The following is a 14,576-nucleotide window of genomic DNA, read 5'->3' on the forward strand; positions in this document are numbered from 1 at the left end:
GCCAGGGGTCAAGGGGGATCAGAAGTCGTAACGCAGGTTCATCTGAGCGTTGCGCGGAGCGCCGTAGTGGCCGTAGTTGCCCGCAAAGCCTGCATAGTATTTCTCATCGAAGAGGTTGTTGAGGTTCAGGGTTGTCGAGAGATGATCGGTGATCTGGTAGCGCGCCATCAGGCTGGCGACGTAGTAGTCATCCTGGGTCGCTCGGGTCTTGTACGACGAGAAGTACAGTGAAGTGCCAGAGTTCCAGTTAAGGCCACCCCCGACGGTCAGTTTGTCGAACTCACCGGGCAGGCGGTACGTGGTCCAGAAGCGCAGGGAGTCCATCGGCAGTTGCGTCAGCATGCGATCGCCGTCGCCGTTCTCGGTCCTGGAGTAGCTGTAGCCGGTCTGCACATTCCAGCCTGGCAGGATTTCACCAGAAAGCTCGAGGTCAACACCTCTGGTTTTCGCCCCGTTGACAGCTTTATAGGCCTCTTCGCCATTGGTGCTATCGGGGATGGTCTGGCCAGTACGCTCTGCCAGGTTGTCCCTTTCGATCCAGTAGACTGCTGCGCTGGCATTCAAGCGGCTGTCGAAGAACTCACCTTTCCAGCCCATCTCATAGTTCTTGCCCAGCACGGGGTCCAGTACCTTGCCTTCGATGTCGCGCGCGGACTGGGGCTTGAAGATGTCGGTGTAGCTGACGTAAACCGACTGTTCAGGCGTGAGGTCGTAGACAAGCCCTGCATACGGGGTAACCACACCGGTTTCGCCAATGTGATAGTCGGTCGGTGGGCGGGCGATGGTGAGTACTTTTGAGTAGTAGTTGTAGCTGTAGTTAGTCCCCCGGGCGCCGAGGATCAGGTGAAGCTGGTCGGTGAAGTTAAGACGTGTTGCGGCGAAGTAGCCGCTCTGCCGAGAGTTGATGTTGAAGTCCAGCAGCGGAATGTAGCTGTCGGGCTTCTCCATGTAATTGTCCCAGCTGCCGAAATTGAAGGAGTTCGACCCTGAGCCCAGCGCGGAAAAGTGGTCGTTGTTGTACTCGTTCCAGTTCCAGCCGAAGATCAGATCATGCGTTTGGCCGAGCAGCTCGAAGGGGCCTTGCAGGGTGACATCCACGCCTTTCTGGACTTGTTCGGCATGCGCCTTGCCAATGTCGGCAGACGCCTCCAGAGTCACTGGGTCCAGCGACGAGGAGCCACTGGCGGTTTCATAGGTGGCATCGGCAAAATCCCGGTCCACATCCATGTAGTTGGCTGCGACCTTGAACTCCCAGTCGTTGGCCAGCTTCTGCTCGAAATTGAGGGTGTAGTTCAGCGTCTCGTAGTCATCGAACGCCCAGCGCGCCCCCGAACTGGTGGAGCGAGAAAAGTGGGTTTGTTGGCCGTTGCTGTACATCAACGGTACACCTGGGGCGCCGTTGGCCTTGTACTTTTGATAGTCGACGCCGAAACGCACCAGGGTGGTATCGGTGACATCGGCTTCGACCACACCGTAGACAATGTCCTTGCGCTGGCTGTACCAGTCCATGAAAGAGTTGTTGTCTTGCTTGGCTGCAACGAAGCGGCCACGCACATTGCCGCTATCAGTCAGCGGCCCGGACACGTCCGCTTCCAGGCGGTTGTAGTCCCATGAGCCTACCCCGGCCTGTACATAAGACTGAAAATGGCGGGTGGGGCGTTTGTGAATGATGTTGACCACCCCACTGGGGTCGCCGGCACCGGTCATCAAACCGGTCGCACCCCTGACCACTTCAATCCGGTCATAAAGCGCCGTGTCGAAAAAAGTGCTGGGCAAGGTGCGGGTCTGGTTTTCCTGGGTGGTGGTGACACCATCGATCTGGTAGGTGTTGATCTGGCTGCCGCGGGAATAGATGTTGAAACGCTCGCCGCCATCCTGGGACATCGTGATGCCAGGGGTCTGGGTGAGCACATCGGTCATGCTGTGAAGCTGTTGGTCATCCATGCGCTGGCGGGTGATGACGCTGATCGACTGCGGGGTTTCGCGAAGCGACAGGTTCATCTTGGTGGCAGTGTTGGTGACCCCCGTGGTGTAGGAGCCGGTGCCCTCTGTGGTTGCTCCAAGCGCGTGGCTATTTACGCTGGTTGGCGACAGTTCCATCTGGCCTTCGCCGTTTGCAGCAGCGGTCACAGTGACTGTATTGCCATCAATCTGATAACGCAGCCCCGTCCCTTGCAGCAAGGTGCGCAGTGACGATTGCAAATCATGCCGCCCCTTGAGCGCAGAAGAGCGCAGCCCGCTGATGTCTTCCGGGCTGTACAGCAGTTGGGTATCCGTCTGCTGGGCCAGCGCCTGCAGCGCCGCGTTCATGGACTGCGCCGGAATATCCAGGGTCCATTCCTGGGCCTGTACCTGGGCAACCAGCGCGGTGGACAGCGCCAGGCCCAGGCCGATGCGTGACAGCGCACGCTGGGGGCGAAGGGAGTGACGAATCAGTAAGGCTTTGGCGAGCGGGTTGAGCGCACTGGGCAATGGCATGGACATCTGTTGCGTTCTCGTTGGCAGAAGGGGTTTTTATCTATGTGCTGTATGTGACGCAGCACCTGTGAAAAACCGGAACGATTCTTATTGACTGTTTTTTCACAGGTGCTGTTAACCGCGTCACACTGTTCAGAGCTCGCGTGCTACGCGAAAGCCGAGGAAGTCGCCACGGGTGGTCTTGAGGCGGTCGTTGCGGTTGGCCGAGCGCGAGAAGATCGGTGGCTCACCCCAGTCGTTGCCGCGCATGTGCGCACGGATGCACTTAGGGTCCTGGATCCAGGCGCTGCCGTCGCTGGGGGCGCCTTCGTAGCTTTCGTGGTAGCAGTCGGCGACCCACTCGTAGACGTTGCCGTGCATGTCGTACATGCCAAAGGCATTGGCCGGGTAGCTGCCCACGGGGGCGGTGAAGGTGTAGCCATCACGCGGGCCGTAGGTGTTGGCGTGCTTGCTGATCTCGTACTTGCCGGGCTCGTCGAACGGGAAGGGGAACGGGCCGGTGGAACCGCCGCGGGCGGCATATTCACGTTCGGCCTCGCTGACCATGCGGTACGGTTTGCCGGTTTTTTTTGCCAGCCATTCGGTGTAGGCCTGAACTTCGTCATAGTCCACGCAGACCGCGGGCTGGCGGGCCGTCTGTTTGTAGGTGGGTTTGCTGGCTTCGCACCAGCGGCCGGGGCGGTCGTCGCCGCTCTTGATGACGGTGCCGGTGGCCTTGATGTAGGCGTCCAGCTCGCCGGCGGTGACCTGGTAGCGGCTCATGGCGAAAGGCTTGGCGAAGGTCACGGTATGCAGCGGGCCTTCGTCGGGCTGGCGGCCGGCTTCGTCGTCGGGTGCGCCCATCACGTAGCTGCCGGCAGGCAGTACTACCATCTCTGGGCAGTCCTTGCAGTCCTGGAAAACGTCACCTGGCTTGGCCGCATGGGCGTAGGCGCTGACGAGCAGCAGGCAGGTGATCTGGGCTGGTCGGTAGAGCCAGGTTTTTGCGTTCATGAGTGGTCCTCGGAGCGGGTGAATGCGTGCGGCGTTACGCATTCAGACGAGCCGGGACGGTGAATAATTAACCAGCGGCCCCTGATGACTCAGGTGTACGCCAATCACTGTAGGAGCATGTAGTTGCCAGCCGGAAAACGCCGGGCTATAGTCCTGGCCATTGATCTCTTCCTGAAGACCTGTTCATGCCAGCCATCCCTTCCACCCCATGCTTTGCCATCGCGCCAGTCGCGGGCACGGTCGTGCGTGGTAGCCAGCAGCCGGCCATGATCAGTCACTACCCCCCACCTGTCAGTGGCGTTGTAGGCGGCGTAGCTCCGCCTCTTTGCGTGATCGTGCTGGGCTGATCGGCTTTTGGCCGCTTCCCACCGCACGCGCAACCTACTGAACACGGTCGGCTACTTCCCTCGCTGAAGCTCACGCCCTCCGTTCGGCTCATTCGCCCGAAAGGTGGCAATACATGTCTGTCATTTGCAAAGCATCCGTGGCCTCGGCGGCCACCACCAGCCTGTTCGTCCTGCTGTGGAGCAGCGGGGCAATCGTCTCCAAACTGGGCCTGGCGCACGCCAGCCCGTTCGCTTTTCTGTTGTTACGCTCGGCGCTGGCACTCGCTGGCTTGTTGATGATCGGCCCGTTGCTGGGCCTGCGCTGGCCGCGCAGCCGTGGGGCGATTTTGCGCGCGCTGGGCACCGGCTGCGTGTTGCTGGGGGCCTACCAGATCTTCTATCTGCTGGCGCTCAATACCCACGTCACCCCCGGCGTCATGGCCACGGTGATGGGGGTGCAACCGATCCTCACCGTGGTACTGATGGAGCGTCAGCGTTCCTGGAGCCGGCTGTTCGGCCTGGGGCTGGGCCTTGCCGGCCTGGTGATGGTGGTCTATCAAAGCATCAACCTGGGTGGGGTATCCCTGGTCGGCATGCTGTTTGCGCTGCTGGCGCTGGGTAGCATGACCTTTGGCTCCATCCTGCAAAAGCGCATCACCGACAACCCCATGGGCACCTTGCCGCTGCAGTACCTGGCCGGGTTTGCCCTGTGCGCGCTGTTCGCACCCTTGCAGCCGCTGCAGGTGCAGTGGACCGGTGGTTTTGTCGGTGCGCTGTTGTGGATGGGGCTGGTGGTGTCGCTGCTTGCGACCCTGCTGCTGTATCGGCTGATCGCCAAGGGCAATCTGGTCAATGTCACCAGCCTGTTTTACCTGGTGCCAGCGGTGACCGCGGTGATGGACTTCCTGATCTTCGGTAACCGTTTGGCACCGCTGAGCCTGCTGGGGATGGGGCTGATCGTGGTGGGCTTGCTGTTCGTGTTCCGCAAGCCGGCTGCACGGTTGGCTGAGGCGTAAGCCTTAGCGGGGCTTATCTAGCGAAACTCTTCGGGGATGGTGTGCCGCAGCACGCCTTCCTCGAAGTCCAGCAGGTCGGCTTCGCGCTGGGTCAGCAGGTAATAGAGCAAGGTGTCGAGCGCGCGTTGCGAGGGGACTTCGACAGCGAGCATCTTCACTGCCTGTTCGGCCTCGCAATTGCAGCCAAAATCCTGCAGGGCGGCGCGCACCTGGTCGAGGGTTTCCGGTGGTTTGACGATGACCCGGAACACCGAGCGGCCGCCGCTGATGCGCAAGGCGTCGAACCAGGTTTCGCCGGCTTCATCGCGCGTGCCAATGAGGTCTCCCGGCGCAATGCCGTAGACATAAAACGGAATGCTGTCGACCTCGTAACCGCCTTCTACTGCCTTGGCCCACAGGCCCTCGACCGAGGCGGGCGGGTAACCGTCCGCACCCTGTTCCAGGCGGAACAACACCTTTTTGTATGCTGCGTTCATCGTGTGCTCCGCTTCATGTGCGTGCCGGGCGCAGCACCAGCCACAGTGCGGCGCCAATCAGCAGCCCGCCGTAGAGGTGCGCCATCGACAGCGGCTCATCCAGCAACCACGCACCCCACAATACGCCAAATACCGGGATCAGGAAGGTCACGGTACTGGCCTTGACCGGGCCGATTTCTTCGAGCAGACGGAAGTACAGGATGTAAGCGAATGCGGTGCACAGCAGGCCCAGCCCCAGCAGCGACAGCCATACCTGCCAACCGCCCCAGCTGGCAGGTGGCTGGGTCAGCGCGCTCCAGGTGAACAGCGGGGTCAGCAACAGCGTGGCGCCGAGCATGCTGCCCAGGGCCGAGAGGCGGCTGTCCAGGCCGCTGACCCAGCGGCGGGCGAGGAAACCGGCGAAACCATAACAGGTAGTGGCCGCCAGGCAGGCGAGGGCGCCTTGCAGCAGGGCCATGTCCAGTGCAACGGGGCCGGCGCCGCTGAGGATGCCGACGCCGAACAGGCCAAGGAAGATGCCGCTGAGCTTGGGTAGGGTCATCGGTTCGCGGAAGAACAGCACGCCGATCAGTACACCCATCAGCGGTGTGGTGGCGTTGAAGATCGCCGAGTAGCCGGCTGGCAGTACTTGTGCCGCCACGGAGTAGAAGGTCGCCGGGATGCCCGAGTTGATCATGCCCAACACCAGGCAGGCGCCGAGTTTGCCCTGGAAGTCCCAGCGTACTCGGGCAACAGCGAGGATGGCGACCAGGCCCAGGCAGGCGATCGACACACGGAAGAATGCGGTCGGCACGGTGCCAAGTTCCGGGGCGATGATGCGCATGAACAGGAAGCTCGCCCCCCAGACAGCGGCAAGGGTCAGCAGGCGGGCTAGGGCAATGGGGGTCACAACGGTCTCCGGGTTCTGGGCAGGGCGCGAGTTTACGCCAGGGGGGAGTGGGTTTCTTGTGCTTTCTTGCGGTGTGAATCTAGGCGGGCGCTGGACCGGCTAAGCTGTAGCTCTCACCCTGCACCGAGATGCCCTGCATGTCCCAGCACTGGCCTGCCAGCGAAATCGCCCAGATGATCCTCGATGGCTTCGATGACTACCGTGAACACTTTCGGCGCATCACCCTTGGCGCCCGTGAGCGCTTCGAGCAGGCGCGCTGGCAGGACATCCAGCGCGCAGCCGCGGCGCGCATCAACCTCTACGAAGAAAAGGTGGCCGAGGCCAACGGCCGGCTCCGGCAAAGCTTTGCCGATGAGGTGCTGCTGGACGTGGAGCAGTGGCCACTGGTCAAGAGCGCCTACATCCGCCTGATCGACCCACGGCTCGACGACGAGCTGTCCGAGACTTGGTACAACTCGCTGTTCTGCAGCCTGTTCAGCCATGACCAGATCAGCGACGGCTGCATGTTCATCCACACCACTCGGCCGTCCATGCGCAGCCACGAGCGCGCCGCGCAAACCCGCACCTACCCGCTTGAAGAGGGGCTCAAGGGCCTGCTGCGGGCGATCTTTGCCGACTACCGGTTCGATGTGCCCTATGGCGACCTTGAGGGCGACCTGACGCGCCTGGAAGAACAACTGCGCGAATGCCTGCCGAACTGGGTGTGCAAGGACCCGGCCCTGGCGGTCGAGCTGTTTTCGCCGGTGTTGTACCGCAACAAGGGTGCCTACCTGGTCGGCCGCCTGTACACCCCCGACGAGCAGTGGCCGCTGGTGATCCCCTTGCTGCACCGCGAGGACCATGGCATCGAGGCCGATGCACTGATCACCGACGAGGCCGAGGTGTCGATCATCTTCTCCTTCACCCGTTCCTATTTCATGGTCGATGTGCCGGTGCCAGCGGAATTCGTCAACTTCCTCAAGCGCATTCTGCCGGGCAAGCACATTGCCGAGTTGTACACCTCGATCGGTTTCTACAAGCATGGCAAGTCGGAGTTTTACCGGGCGTTGATCAACCACCTGGCCAGCAGCGACGACCGCTTCATCATGGCGCCGGGGGTGCGCGGGATGGTCATGAGCGTGTTCACGCTGCCGGGTTTCAATACCGTGTTCAAGATCATCAAGGACCGGTTCTCACCCTCGAAGACCGTCGACCGCGCCACGGTGATCGACAAATACCGGCTGGTAAAAAGCGTGGACCGGGTAGGGCGCATGGCCGATACCCAGGAGTTCGCCGATTTTCGTTTTCCGCGCAGCAAGTTCGAGCCGGAGTGCCTGGCCGAGTTGCTGGAGGTGGCGCCGTCCACAGTCGCCCTGGAAGGCGACACGGTGCTGATCCGCCACTGCTGGACCGAGCGGCGCATGACACCTCTCAACTTGTATCTGGAGCATGCCAGTGAAGGCCAGGTGCTCGAAGCGCTGGAGGATTACGGCCTGGCCATCAAGCAACTGGCGGCGGCGAACATTTTCCCCGGCGACATGTTGCTGAAAAACTTCGGTGTCACCCGTCATGGCCGGGTGGTGTTCTATGACTACGACGAAATCTGCTACCTGACCGAGGTGAACTTCCGCCACATACCACCGCCGCGCTACCCGGAAGACGAAATGTCGGGCGAGCCGTGGTACTCGATCGGGCCGCACGACGTGTTCCCTGAAGAGTTTCCGCCGTTTCTGTTTGCCGATATGGGCCAGCGGCGTTTGTTCAGCCGCTTGCATGGGGAGTTGTATGACGCGGATTACTGGAAAGGTGTGCAGGCAACGATCCGCGACGGGAAGGTGATTGATGTGTTCCCGTATCGGCGCAAGGGGCGGTGACCCCGCGCAGTACCCCCCGGCATTCAGCCCTTCAGGCACTTCAACTCACTGAAATCGGTGCGCACCTTGCTCAACCGCGCCTGCAGCAGTTGGCGCTGCTCCGGCGTGCTCAACTGCATCAGGTCCACCAGCAACCTGCGCGCCTGTTGCTCGCTGTTCTGATACGCGATGCGGTACTCCGGCGTCCACAGGCTCTCCTTGCGCTGCAGCAACTGCGCCAGGCGCGGTTCGAAGCTGGCATCGCTGCGCTGGTTCATCGCCAACACCAGCTGTTGCTGCCAGTGGGCACGGTTGCTGATCCACTGGCGGTTCTGGTCACCCAGCGCCTGTGACCAGGTCATCACGCGCAGCCGTTGCGCCGCATTGAGCTCACCCAGCCAGGGCGTGAGGCGTTTTTCCATGCGCTCGGCGCGGCGGGCAATCTGCTTGGGCAACGGTGTATCGACATACTGCTTCTGCCGTTCGCTGATATCGTCGCGAAACGCCTCGCGCATTTCTGCCACTTGGGCGTCGCTCATGCCGCGTAGCAATTCGGTGGCGGAAGGGGTGATTTCTTCGGCGACCCGACCAATCGCCTCGCGCGCTTCGCGGGTGCGTTGCTGCAACGCCTGGTCGGTGACCTGGTCCTCGGCGACCATGGTCCGCACCCGGTCCAGCCAGTCGAGGTAGCTGGGCAGCTGGGTTTTGCAATGCCAGGCCAGGTGCTGCTTGAGGCGCTCGTCGAGCAGTACTTTCTGGTCGCGGTTCATGTCCAGGTAGTCGCCCAGCGACCACGGCACCAGGCGGTCGAGGTTGCGGTAGGCCAGGTCGATGCGGCTGCACGCCACCAAGGCCAGGGCGCAGGTGGTGGCAACGAGCAGGGCTTTGAACAGGCGTCGAGGCATGTGCTGATCCTTGCAGTGGCTGGCCAGTTGGTAGACGCAAGGGGAGGATGACGGTTCCACCGAATCAGCGGTCAGGCAGCACGGTGGCTTCAGGTGTAGAATAGCCGTCTTGTCTTGAGGAACATCAGAAATGGCTCTGCTTGGGCGTTACAACAGTTTGCAAATCGTTAAACACGTGGAATTCGGCCTCTACCTGGACGGCGGCGCCGATGGCGAGATCCTGCTGCCCGGGCGCTACATCCCGAAGAACGCCGAGACCGAGGTGGACGATTGGTTGAACGTGTTCATCTACCTGGACAGCGAAGACCAGCTGATTGCCACCACCGAGAAACCCAAGGTGCAGGTCGGTGAGTTCGCCAGCCTCAAGGTCAAGGACATTAATGGCGCCGGCATTTTCCTGGACTGGGGCCTGCCCAAAGACTTGCTGATGCCTTATTCGGAAGAGTTGCAGCCGTTGAAGATCGGCGACTACTGCGTGGTGCATGCCTACCTCGACAAGCGTACCCGCCGCATCACCGCGACGGCGCGCCTGGACCGTTACCTGGACCGCACCCCGGCCGATTACCAGGTCGGCCAGCCGGTCGAACTGCTGGTGGCTGGCGAGACGCCGATGGGCTTCAAGGCGATCATCAACAACCGCCACTGGGGCCTGATCCACAAGAACGAGGTGTTCAAGTTCTTGCGTTCAGGGATGCACGAGAAGGGCTTCATCAAGGAAATTCGCCACGACGGCAAAATCGCCCTGAGCCTGCAACCGGTTGGCGCGGCCCTGGCTGACAGCCTGCAGGAGCAGATCATGGCGCGCCTGGACGCCGAAGGCGGTGTGCTGCCGGTGTGCGACAAGAGCGACCCGGCAGTGATCAGCAAGCTGTTCAACGTCAGCAAGGGCAACTTCAAGAAGGCCATTGGCGCGTTGTTCAAGCAAGGCCGCATCGTCATCCATGACGATCGCATCGAGCGGGTCTGATCAGGCCTGCACGAAAGTGCGGAAGTCCAGCTGCTCGCCGCCTGGGCGGGTGTCGCGCAGCAGCGAGTCGCGGTCTGCGCTCAGGGCCAGGCTGATGGTCGAGCGGCGCTTGCCGGGTTTGCGCACTTCCATTTGCTCCAGGTGAGCTTTGAGGAAGTTGGTTGGCACTTTCAGGTGCTGCAGCTCATCGGTCTCTGGGGTATGCAGCAGCAGGTTGACCCAGTCGGGCTGGCCTTTGCCCAACAGCGCGACCGGCACCTCGAACCACCACAGGTTGCGTTTGGGGTCGAGGATGGCGAACAGGGTGTTGCTGCTGGTCAGTACAGGCCGGGCCAGTGCTTCGTTGCGCCGGGCGATGGCGGCGGGTTTGTCGAGTTTCATGCAGGTTCCTGCGGGTTGACGCTTGATAAGGCCTGCATTGTGAGGGGTGGCGGTTAGCGGGGCAAGGTTTGCCATGCGCTTTGCCTGGGCCGGCCTCTTCGCGGGCTTGCCCCGCGAAGAGGCCATTTGCCTCAGCGTCTAACCGGCAGGCTCAACTCGGACGTCGCCCCATCGGCTGTGGTCACCGTCGCAGTAAAGCTGTTTAACCCACCGATATTCTCCAGCAGGTGGGCAAACCGCGCCTGCCCCTTGGCATCGCTGGCCACCAGCACGTCCCCGAGATACTGCTCCGCCTCGCTGCCCGCAGCCTGCGCATTGCCGAACAGTTCAATGCGCAACAGGCTCGACGCCGGCCCCTGCACTTCACCGCGAATCACATTCCCCTCAAGTGCAATCAGCCGAGGCGCCTGCTGGTTGTGGTTGGGCAGCGGTTGGCAAGGCTTGGGCTCGCCCTTGGCATCGCAGATGATCGCCTGGTCCTTCTTCGCCAGCTCCGCCCCCACCCCGCGCGACCCTACATACAAAGCATGCGCCTGCGCCGGCACGCCAAAGACGATGGCACCGGTGCGCTGATCCGGCACGCAGGAGCCGCCGGCCTCGCAGCGGCGGATGTCCTGGCTGTTACTCCAAATGCGGTTGGCGCTCAGGCGCGTGGCGGTGATGGTCGGTTCTGGGCGCAAGGCCACGCCAATGCGGTTGCCGTGGATCAGGTTGCCGTCGAGCATGTTGCCCTCGCCGGTGACGCTGACGCCGATCGAGTTGCCGCTGAAGGTGTTGGCGCCCAGGTAGTTGCGGTTGCCCCAGTTGATCTGCAGCCCGTCCGAGTAGTTTTCGAAGCGGTTGCGCACCACCGTGTTGTCGTTGCCCAGCAGAATCTCGATGCCTTGGGACGGTTCGGGGTTGGCCGCGGTGGAGCGGAACAGGTTGTCGGCTACCAGGTTGAAGGCCGCGCCACGCGTCAGCTCCAGGCCGTCGCCGTTGTCGATCAGCTGGTTGCGCAGCACCTTGTTGTTGATCGTGGTGGTTGCCGTCGGGTTGCCGGCGCCATCGTCGCCGGTGAGCATGATGCCGGCGCCACCCTTGTTGGCGATGACGCGGTTGTCTTCGATGACGTTGCCGCTGGCGCGGTTGACCAGGATGCCGATGCAGAAGTTGCGCACTTCCAGGCCGCTCAGGTGTACGCCTTGGGTGTCGCGCAGCACCAGGCCCGGGTGGGTGGTGGTGCGCACGTTAGTGCCGAACTGGCCGGGCAGGGCGCCGGGGCAGGTATGTACACCCTGGTCCTTGATGTAACCCGAGCCGTCGATGGCGATGTACTGGCCGTCGCGGGCCCATGGCAGGCCGGCGATGCGCACAGGGCCTTTGATTTCAGGCAGCGCATGCGTTGGGCGAATGACATAGGGCGCCTGGCCGACCGCAGCGATCTCGATGCGGTAGTGGCCGGGGTTCTGGTTGCTGGTCTCGATCGCCCAGCGCAGGGTGCCGGGCTGGCCATCGTCGGCATAGCGGTCGACGCGCAGGGCTTCGGTTACGGCCGGCGAGGCGGCGAGGGCAGGCAGGGGGAGCAGTGGCAGCAAGGCCACGAGCACAGGCATCAAACGCATGGGGGCAGGGTTTCCGATAAGTCGTTGTTTTTATTGCAGGCGGTCGTATGCGGGGGATTCTAGAGCAGGCAGCCCGTGCTGCGCAGACAGTTGCCAGGGATTTGGTGCGGTATTCGCCCGCAGATTGGCCGCTCGGCTTGATCGAGGCAAATTGATTGAAACTCCTGCGAAAGGCCTTGGGTCCACAGACTGTCGACACGGTTCACGTGTCTCCATTTGCAGGAGTTTTGCCATGAGCGGTACTAAAGACAAAGCCAAAGGCTTGGCCAACGAAGCAATCGGTAACGTGAAACAAGGCGTCGGCAAAGTGACCGACAATGAAAAGCTCAAGGCCGAAGGTAAGGCCCAAGAACTCAAGGGCGAAGCTCAGCAGATCAAGGGCAATGTGAAGGACGCTGTGAAGAAGCCTTGATGGTGTCAGGTGTTGCCCGGTAGGAGCAGCACATAGCTGTTCCTGCCGGGATTGCGTTTAACGTAGGCATTTTCTTTTAAACCCTCGGGAGCAGCACAGCAACGGCGTGGTCTATTAGACTTGTCTGTTGTATCGATCGAGCGGCGAAAGGAGACGCTATGATTTTTCCCGCCCTGCAGGGCCTGCCCTTGCACCGCGTGCTGGTGCGCACCGTCCAGGAATTCCTCGACGACGAGATGTCCACCTATGCGTCAGCGCTGGCCTACCAGATGCTGTTTTCGCTGTTCCCCTTCCTGTTGTTCCTGATTGCCCTGATCGGTTTTCTGCATCTGCCGGATTTCTTTTCCTGGTTGCGCCTGCAGTCGGAACTGGTGCTGCCGCCCCAGGCTCTGGAGCAGGTGAACCCGGTGATCGACCAGTTGCAACAGTCCAAGGGTGGGCTGTTGTCGGTGGGTATCGTGATTGCCCTATGGACCGCCTCGGCCGGCGTGCGGCTGATGATGAGTGCCATGAACGCGGCCTATGACGTGCCCGAAGGCCGCCCGGTCTGGAAGCGCATACCGCTGTCCATCTTCTACACCGTGGGCATCGCCGTCATGCTGCTGGCTGCTGCGGCGCTGATGGTGCTGGGGCCGCAGGTGATGGAATGGATTGCCGCCCAGGTCGGCATGCAGGAGTTCATCGTCACGGTGTGGACCATCCTGCGCTGGCCGGCGATCATCATCCTGATGATGGTGGCGGTGGCATTGATCTACTACGTGATGCCCGATGTGAAACAGAAGTTTCGCTTCATCACCCCAGGCTCTGTATTGGCCGTGGTGGTGTGGATCGTCGCTTCCTTGGGTTTTGCCTACTACGTGAAGACCTTTGCCGATTACAACGCCATGTATGGCAGCATCGGTGCGATCATCGTGCTGTTGCTGTATTTCTACATTTCCGCTGCGGTGCTGTTGCTCGGCGCCGAAATGAACGCGGTGATTGAGCACATGTCGGCCGAGGGCAAGAACCCTGGCGAAAAGGATTTCGAGGGCGATAAACCCAAGGAAACCATCACTGTGCTCGGCCATGAACACCCGGTCGAGCCGCACACCACCGAGCCAAATCCCAGATGATCCGTGACATTCTCAAGATGGGCGATGAACGCCTGCTGCGCATCGCCCCGCCCGTGCCCCAGCAGATGATCGGCAGCGCCGAGCTGCAGCAGTTGATCGACGACATGTTCGAGACCATGCGCCATGTTGGGGGTGTGGGCCTGGCTGCACCGCAGATCGGTATCGACCTGCAACTGGTCATCTTCGGCTTCGAGCGCAGCGAGCGTTACCCGGATGCCGAACCGGTGCCGCAGACCGTCCTGCTCAACCCGTTGATCACGCCGATGTCCACCGAGGTCGAGGACGGCTGGGAGGGCTGCCTGTCGGTGCCCGGCTTGCGCGGTGTGGTGCCGCGTTACAAGCACATCCGCTATGAGGGCTTCGACCCTCAAGGCAACCCGATCAATCGCTTTGCTGATGGCTTCCATGCACGGGTGGTGCAGCACGAGTGCGACCACCTGATCGGCCGGCTGTACCCCTCGCGCATCCAGGACTTCGCCAAGTTCGGTTACACCGACGTGCTGTTCCCCGGGCTGGATGCCAGCGACGACTGATCGCGCGCCAGAGCCACCAGCCGCTTGCTGCGTTGGTAGCGCTGCAAGCGGGCAGCCAGGGGTTCGGGTAGCGTGACGGCCGTATCGAAGCCAAGGCGCTGGTAGAAGGGCACAAGGTCGGGGTGGCAGAACAGCCAGGTCGGCCCAGTGACCTGCGCCAGTGCGGCGTCGACCAGCCGCCCAGCCACACCCTGGCCGCGCCGTTGCGGGTCGACGAACAGCCCGGTCAGCCAGTAGCCATCGCCCACCGCGGCCACGCTCAACCCCGCAATGATGCCGCTGGCACGCGCAACCCACAGTTCCCCGTCACTGGCTGAGCGCATGCGTGAACCGTGCTGGCGGTAGAAGTGATCGAGCAGGCGACGCTCAGGGGCAAGCAGCCTTGAGCAATACAGATAATCAGAAATTACGCATATCCCTTGTTTAAACGGCCAAGACGGGCAGGTACATGCCAAAAGCTCTACCCCAACATGTCCAAGCCATTATGTCGCAGATTGTTGCAAATCCGGCAAGGGTGAATATCCGACTTCGGGGTTCAACTATTGCCAACCGGGAGTAGACTTTTATTCATCCCACCAGCAGTACGACGAAGCGGGATCGGTACTTCGTGTCATCTTTGCAGTCGATGACAACTTCTCCGCGCCAGTGACGG

14 protein-coding genes are annotated in these 14,576 nt (G+C 61.7%); 6 read left to right on the top strand and 8 right to left on the bottom strand.

Features of this window, described 5'->3' with window-relative positions; translation table 11 throughout:
- Window positions 1-18: 18 nt before the first annotated feature.
- Both OGV19_RS02915 and OGV19_RS02920 read right to left on the bottom strand, forming a co-directional pair.
- Window positions 19-2,484, bottom strand: coding sequence for a TonB-dependent siderophore receptor (locus tag OGV19_RS02915; protein WP_264312052.1), 2,466 nt, complete (start codon window positions 2,482-2,484; stop codon window positions 19-21).
- 126 nt (window positions 2,485-2,610) lie between these two features.
- Window positions 2,611-3,471, bottom strand: coding sequence for a dihydropyoverdine dehydrogenase (locus OGV19_RS02920; RefSeq protein WP_264312053.1), 861 nt, complete (start codon window positions 3,469-3,471; stop codon window positions 2,611-2,613).
- Between the two features lie 460 nt (window positions 3,472-3,931).
- Here OGV19_RS02920 and OGV19_RS02925 point away from each other — a divergent pair, with 460 nt between their 5' ends.
- Window positions 3,932-4,813: a DMT family transporter gene (locus tag OGV19_RS02925; RefSeq protein WP_264312054.1), complete on the top strand. Its 882-nt coding sequence runs from the start codon at window positions 3,932-3,934 to the stop codon at window positions 4,811-4,813.
- A 17-nt stretch (window positions 4,814-4,830) separates the two neighbouring features.
- On the opposite strand, the gene OGV19_RS02930 is transcribed toward OGV19_RS02925, so the two are convergent.
- On the bottom strand, window positions 4,831-5,289 hold the full coding sequence (locus OGV19_RS02930) for a DUF4265 domain-containing protein (protein ID WP_264312055.1): 459 nt from the start codon (window positions 5,287-5,289) through the stop codon (window positions 4,831-4,833).
- A 13-nt stretch (window positions 5,290-5,302) separates the two neighbouring features.
- Entirely contained in the window at window positions 5,303-6,178 is an 876-nt protein-coding gene (locus OGV19_RS02935; RefSeq protein ID WP_264312056.1) for a DMT family transporter, read from the bottom strand.
- Window positions 6,179-6,315: 137 nt separating this feature from the next.
- On the opposite strand from OGV19_RS02935, the gene aceK reads away from it, so the two are divergent.
- Window positions 6,316-8,031, top strand: a complete 1,716-nt coding sequence (gene aceK / locus OGV19_RS02940; RefSeq protein ID WP_264312057.1) for a bifunctional isocitrate dehydrogenase kinase/phosphatase — start codon at window positions 6,316-6,318, stop codon at window positions 8,029-8,031.
- Between the two features lie 23 nt (window positions 8,032-8,054).
- Here aceK and OGV19_RS02945 read toward each other — a convergent pair whose 3' ends face one another.
- Entirely contained in the window at window positions 8,055-8,915 is an 861-nt protein-coding gene (locus OGV19_RS02945; RefSeq protein ID WP_264312058.1) for a DUF6279 family lipoprotein, read from the bottom strand.
- A gap of 130 nt (window positions 8,916-9,045) precedes the next feature.
- On the opposite strand from OGV19_RS02945, the gene OGV19_RS02950 reads away from it, so the two are divergent.
- A complete protein-coding gene (locus OGV19_RS02950; protein ID WP_264312059.1) occupies window positions 9,046-9,882 on the top strand; it encodes a CvfB family protein in 837 nt (278 codons plus the stop codon).
- Here the strand turns inward: OGV19_RS02950 and OGV19_RS02955 are convergent, their stop codons facing one another.
- Both OGV19_RS02955 and OGV19_RS02960 read right to left on the bottom strand, forming a co-directional pair.
- Window positions 9,883-10,263, bottom strand: coding sequence for a hypothetical protein (locus OGV19_RS02955; protein WP_264312060.1), 381 nt, complete (start codon window positions 10,261-10,263; stop codon window positions 9,883-9,885).
- A 131-nt stretch (window positions 10,264-10,394) separates the two neighbouring features.
- Complete coding sequence (locus OGV19_RS02960) at window positions 10,395-11,867, bottom strand: right-handed parallel beta-helix repeat-containing protein (protein ID WP_264312061.1); 1,473 nt, start codon at window positions 11,865-11,867, stop codon at window positions 10,395-10,397.
- A 232-nt stretch (window positions 11,868-12,099) separates the two neighbouring features.
- On the opposite strand from OGV19_RS02960, the gene OGV19_RS02965 reads away from it, so the two are divergent.
- The 3 genes from OGV19_RS02965 (at window position 12,100) to def (ending at window position 13,924) form a co-directional block, all read left to right on the top strand.
- The gene (locus OGV19_RS02965; RefSeq protein ID WP_027593166.1) at window positions 12,100-12,279 is read left to right on the top strand and encodes a CsbD family protein; all 180 of its coding nucleotides are present in this window, start codon (window positions 12,100-12,102) and stop codon (window positions 12,277-12,279) included.
- A gap of 158 nt (window positions 12,280-12,437) precedes the next feature.
- Entirely contained in the window at window positions 12,438-13,391 is a 954-nt protein-coding gene (locus tag OGV19_RS02970; protein ID WP_264312062.1) for a YihY/virulence factor BrkB family protein, read from the top strand.
- Window positions 13,388-13,924: a peptide deformylase gene (gene def, locus OGV19_RS02975; protein WP_264312063.1), complete on the top strand. Its 537-nt coding sequence runs from the start codon at window positions 13,388-13,390 to the stop codon at window positions 13,922-13,924. Before OGV19_RS02970 ends, def begins: the two co-directional genes overlap by 4 nt.
- Here the strand turns inward: def and OGV19_RS02980 are convergent.
- On the bottom strand, window positions 13,879-14,247 hold the full coding sequence (locus tag OGV19_RS02980) for a GNAT family N-acetyltransferase (protein ID WP_264312064.1): 369 nt from the start codon (window positions 14,245-14,247) through the stop codon (window positions 13,879-13,881). The two genes, def and OGV19_RS02980, sit on opposite strands and share 46 nt — an antisense overlap.
- Between the last annotated feature and the right edge of the window lie 329 nt (window positions 14,248-14,576).

The organism is Pseudomonas putida, from assembly GCF_025905425.1.
Taxonomy (GTDB): domain Bacteria; phylum Pseudomonadota; class Gammaproteobacteria; order Pseudomonadales; family Pseudomonadaceae; genus Aquipseudomonas; species Aquipseudomonas putida_AF.

What these genes read in the sequence shown, in the direction of transcription:
- OGV19_RS02915 (WP_264312052.1), bottom strand. Translation starts at nt 2,484, where the DNA reads ATGTCCATGCCATTGCCCAGTGCGCTCAACCCGCTCGCCAAAGCCTTA.
- OGV19_RS02920 (WP_264312053.1), bottom strand. Translation starts at nt 3,471, where the DNA reads ATGAACGCAAAAACCTGGCTCTACCGACCAGCCCAGATCACCTGCCTG.
- OGV19_RS02925 (WP_264312054.1), top strand. Translation starts at nt 3,932, where the DNA reads ATGTCTGTCATTTGCAAAGCATCCGTGGCCTCGGCGGCCACCACCAGC.
- OGV19_RS02930 (WP_264312055.1), bottom strand. Translation starts at nt 5,289, where the DNA reads ATGAACGCAGCATACAAAAAGGTGTTGTTCCGCCTGGAACAGGGTGCG.
- aceK (WP_264312057.1), top strand. Translation starts at nt 6,316, where the DNA reads ATGTCCCAGCACTGGCCTGCCAGCGAAATCGCCCAGATGATCCTCGAT.
- OGV19_RS02945 (WP_264312058.1), bottom strand. Translation starts at nt 8,915, where the DNA reads ATGCCTCGACGCCTGTTCAAAGCCCTGCTCGTTGCCACCACCTGCGCC.
- OGV19_RS02950 (WP_264312059.1), top strand. Translation starts at nt 9,046, where the DNA reads ATGGCTCTGCTTGGGCGTTACAACAGTTTGCAAATCGTTAAACACGTG.
- OGV19_RS02955 (WP_264312060.1), bottom strand. Translation starts at nt 10,263, where the DNA reads ATGAAACTCGACAAACCCGCCGCCATCGCCCGGCGCAACGAAGCACTG.
- OGV19_RS02960 (WP_264312061.1), bottom strand. Translation starts at nt 11,867, where the DNA reads ATGCGTTTGATGCCTGTGCTCGTGGCCTTGCTGCCACTGCTCCCCCTG.
- OGV19_RS02965 (WP_027593166.1), top strand. Translation starts at nt 12,100, where the DNA reads ATGAGCGGTACTAAAGACAAAGCCAAAGGCTTGGCCAACGAAGCAATC.
- OGV19_RS02970 (WP_264312062.1), top strand. Translation starts at nt 12,438, where the DNA reads ATGATTTTTCCCGCCCTGCAGGGCCTGCCCTTGCACCGCGTGCTGGTG.
- def (WP_264312063.1), top strand. Translation starts at nt 13,388, where the DNA reads ATGATCCGTGACATTCTCAAGATGGGCGATGAACGCCTGCTGCGCATC.
- OGV19_RS02980 (WP_264312064.1), bottom strand. Translation starts at nt 14,247, where the DNA reads ATGCGCTCAGCCAGTGACGGGGAACTGTGGGTTGCGCGTGCCAGCGGC.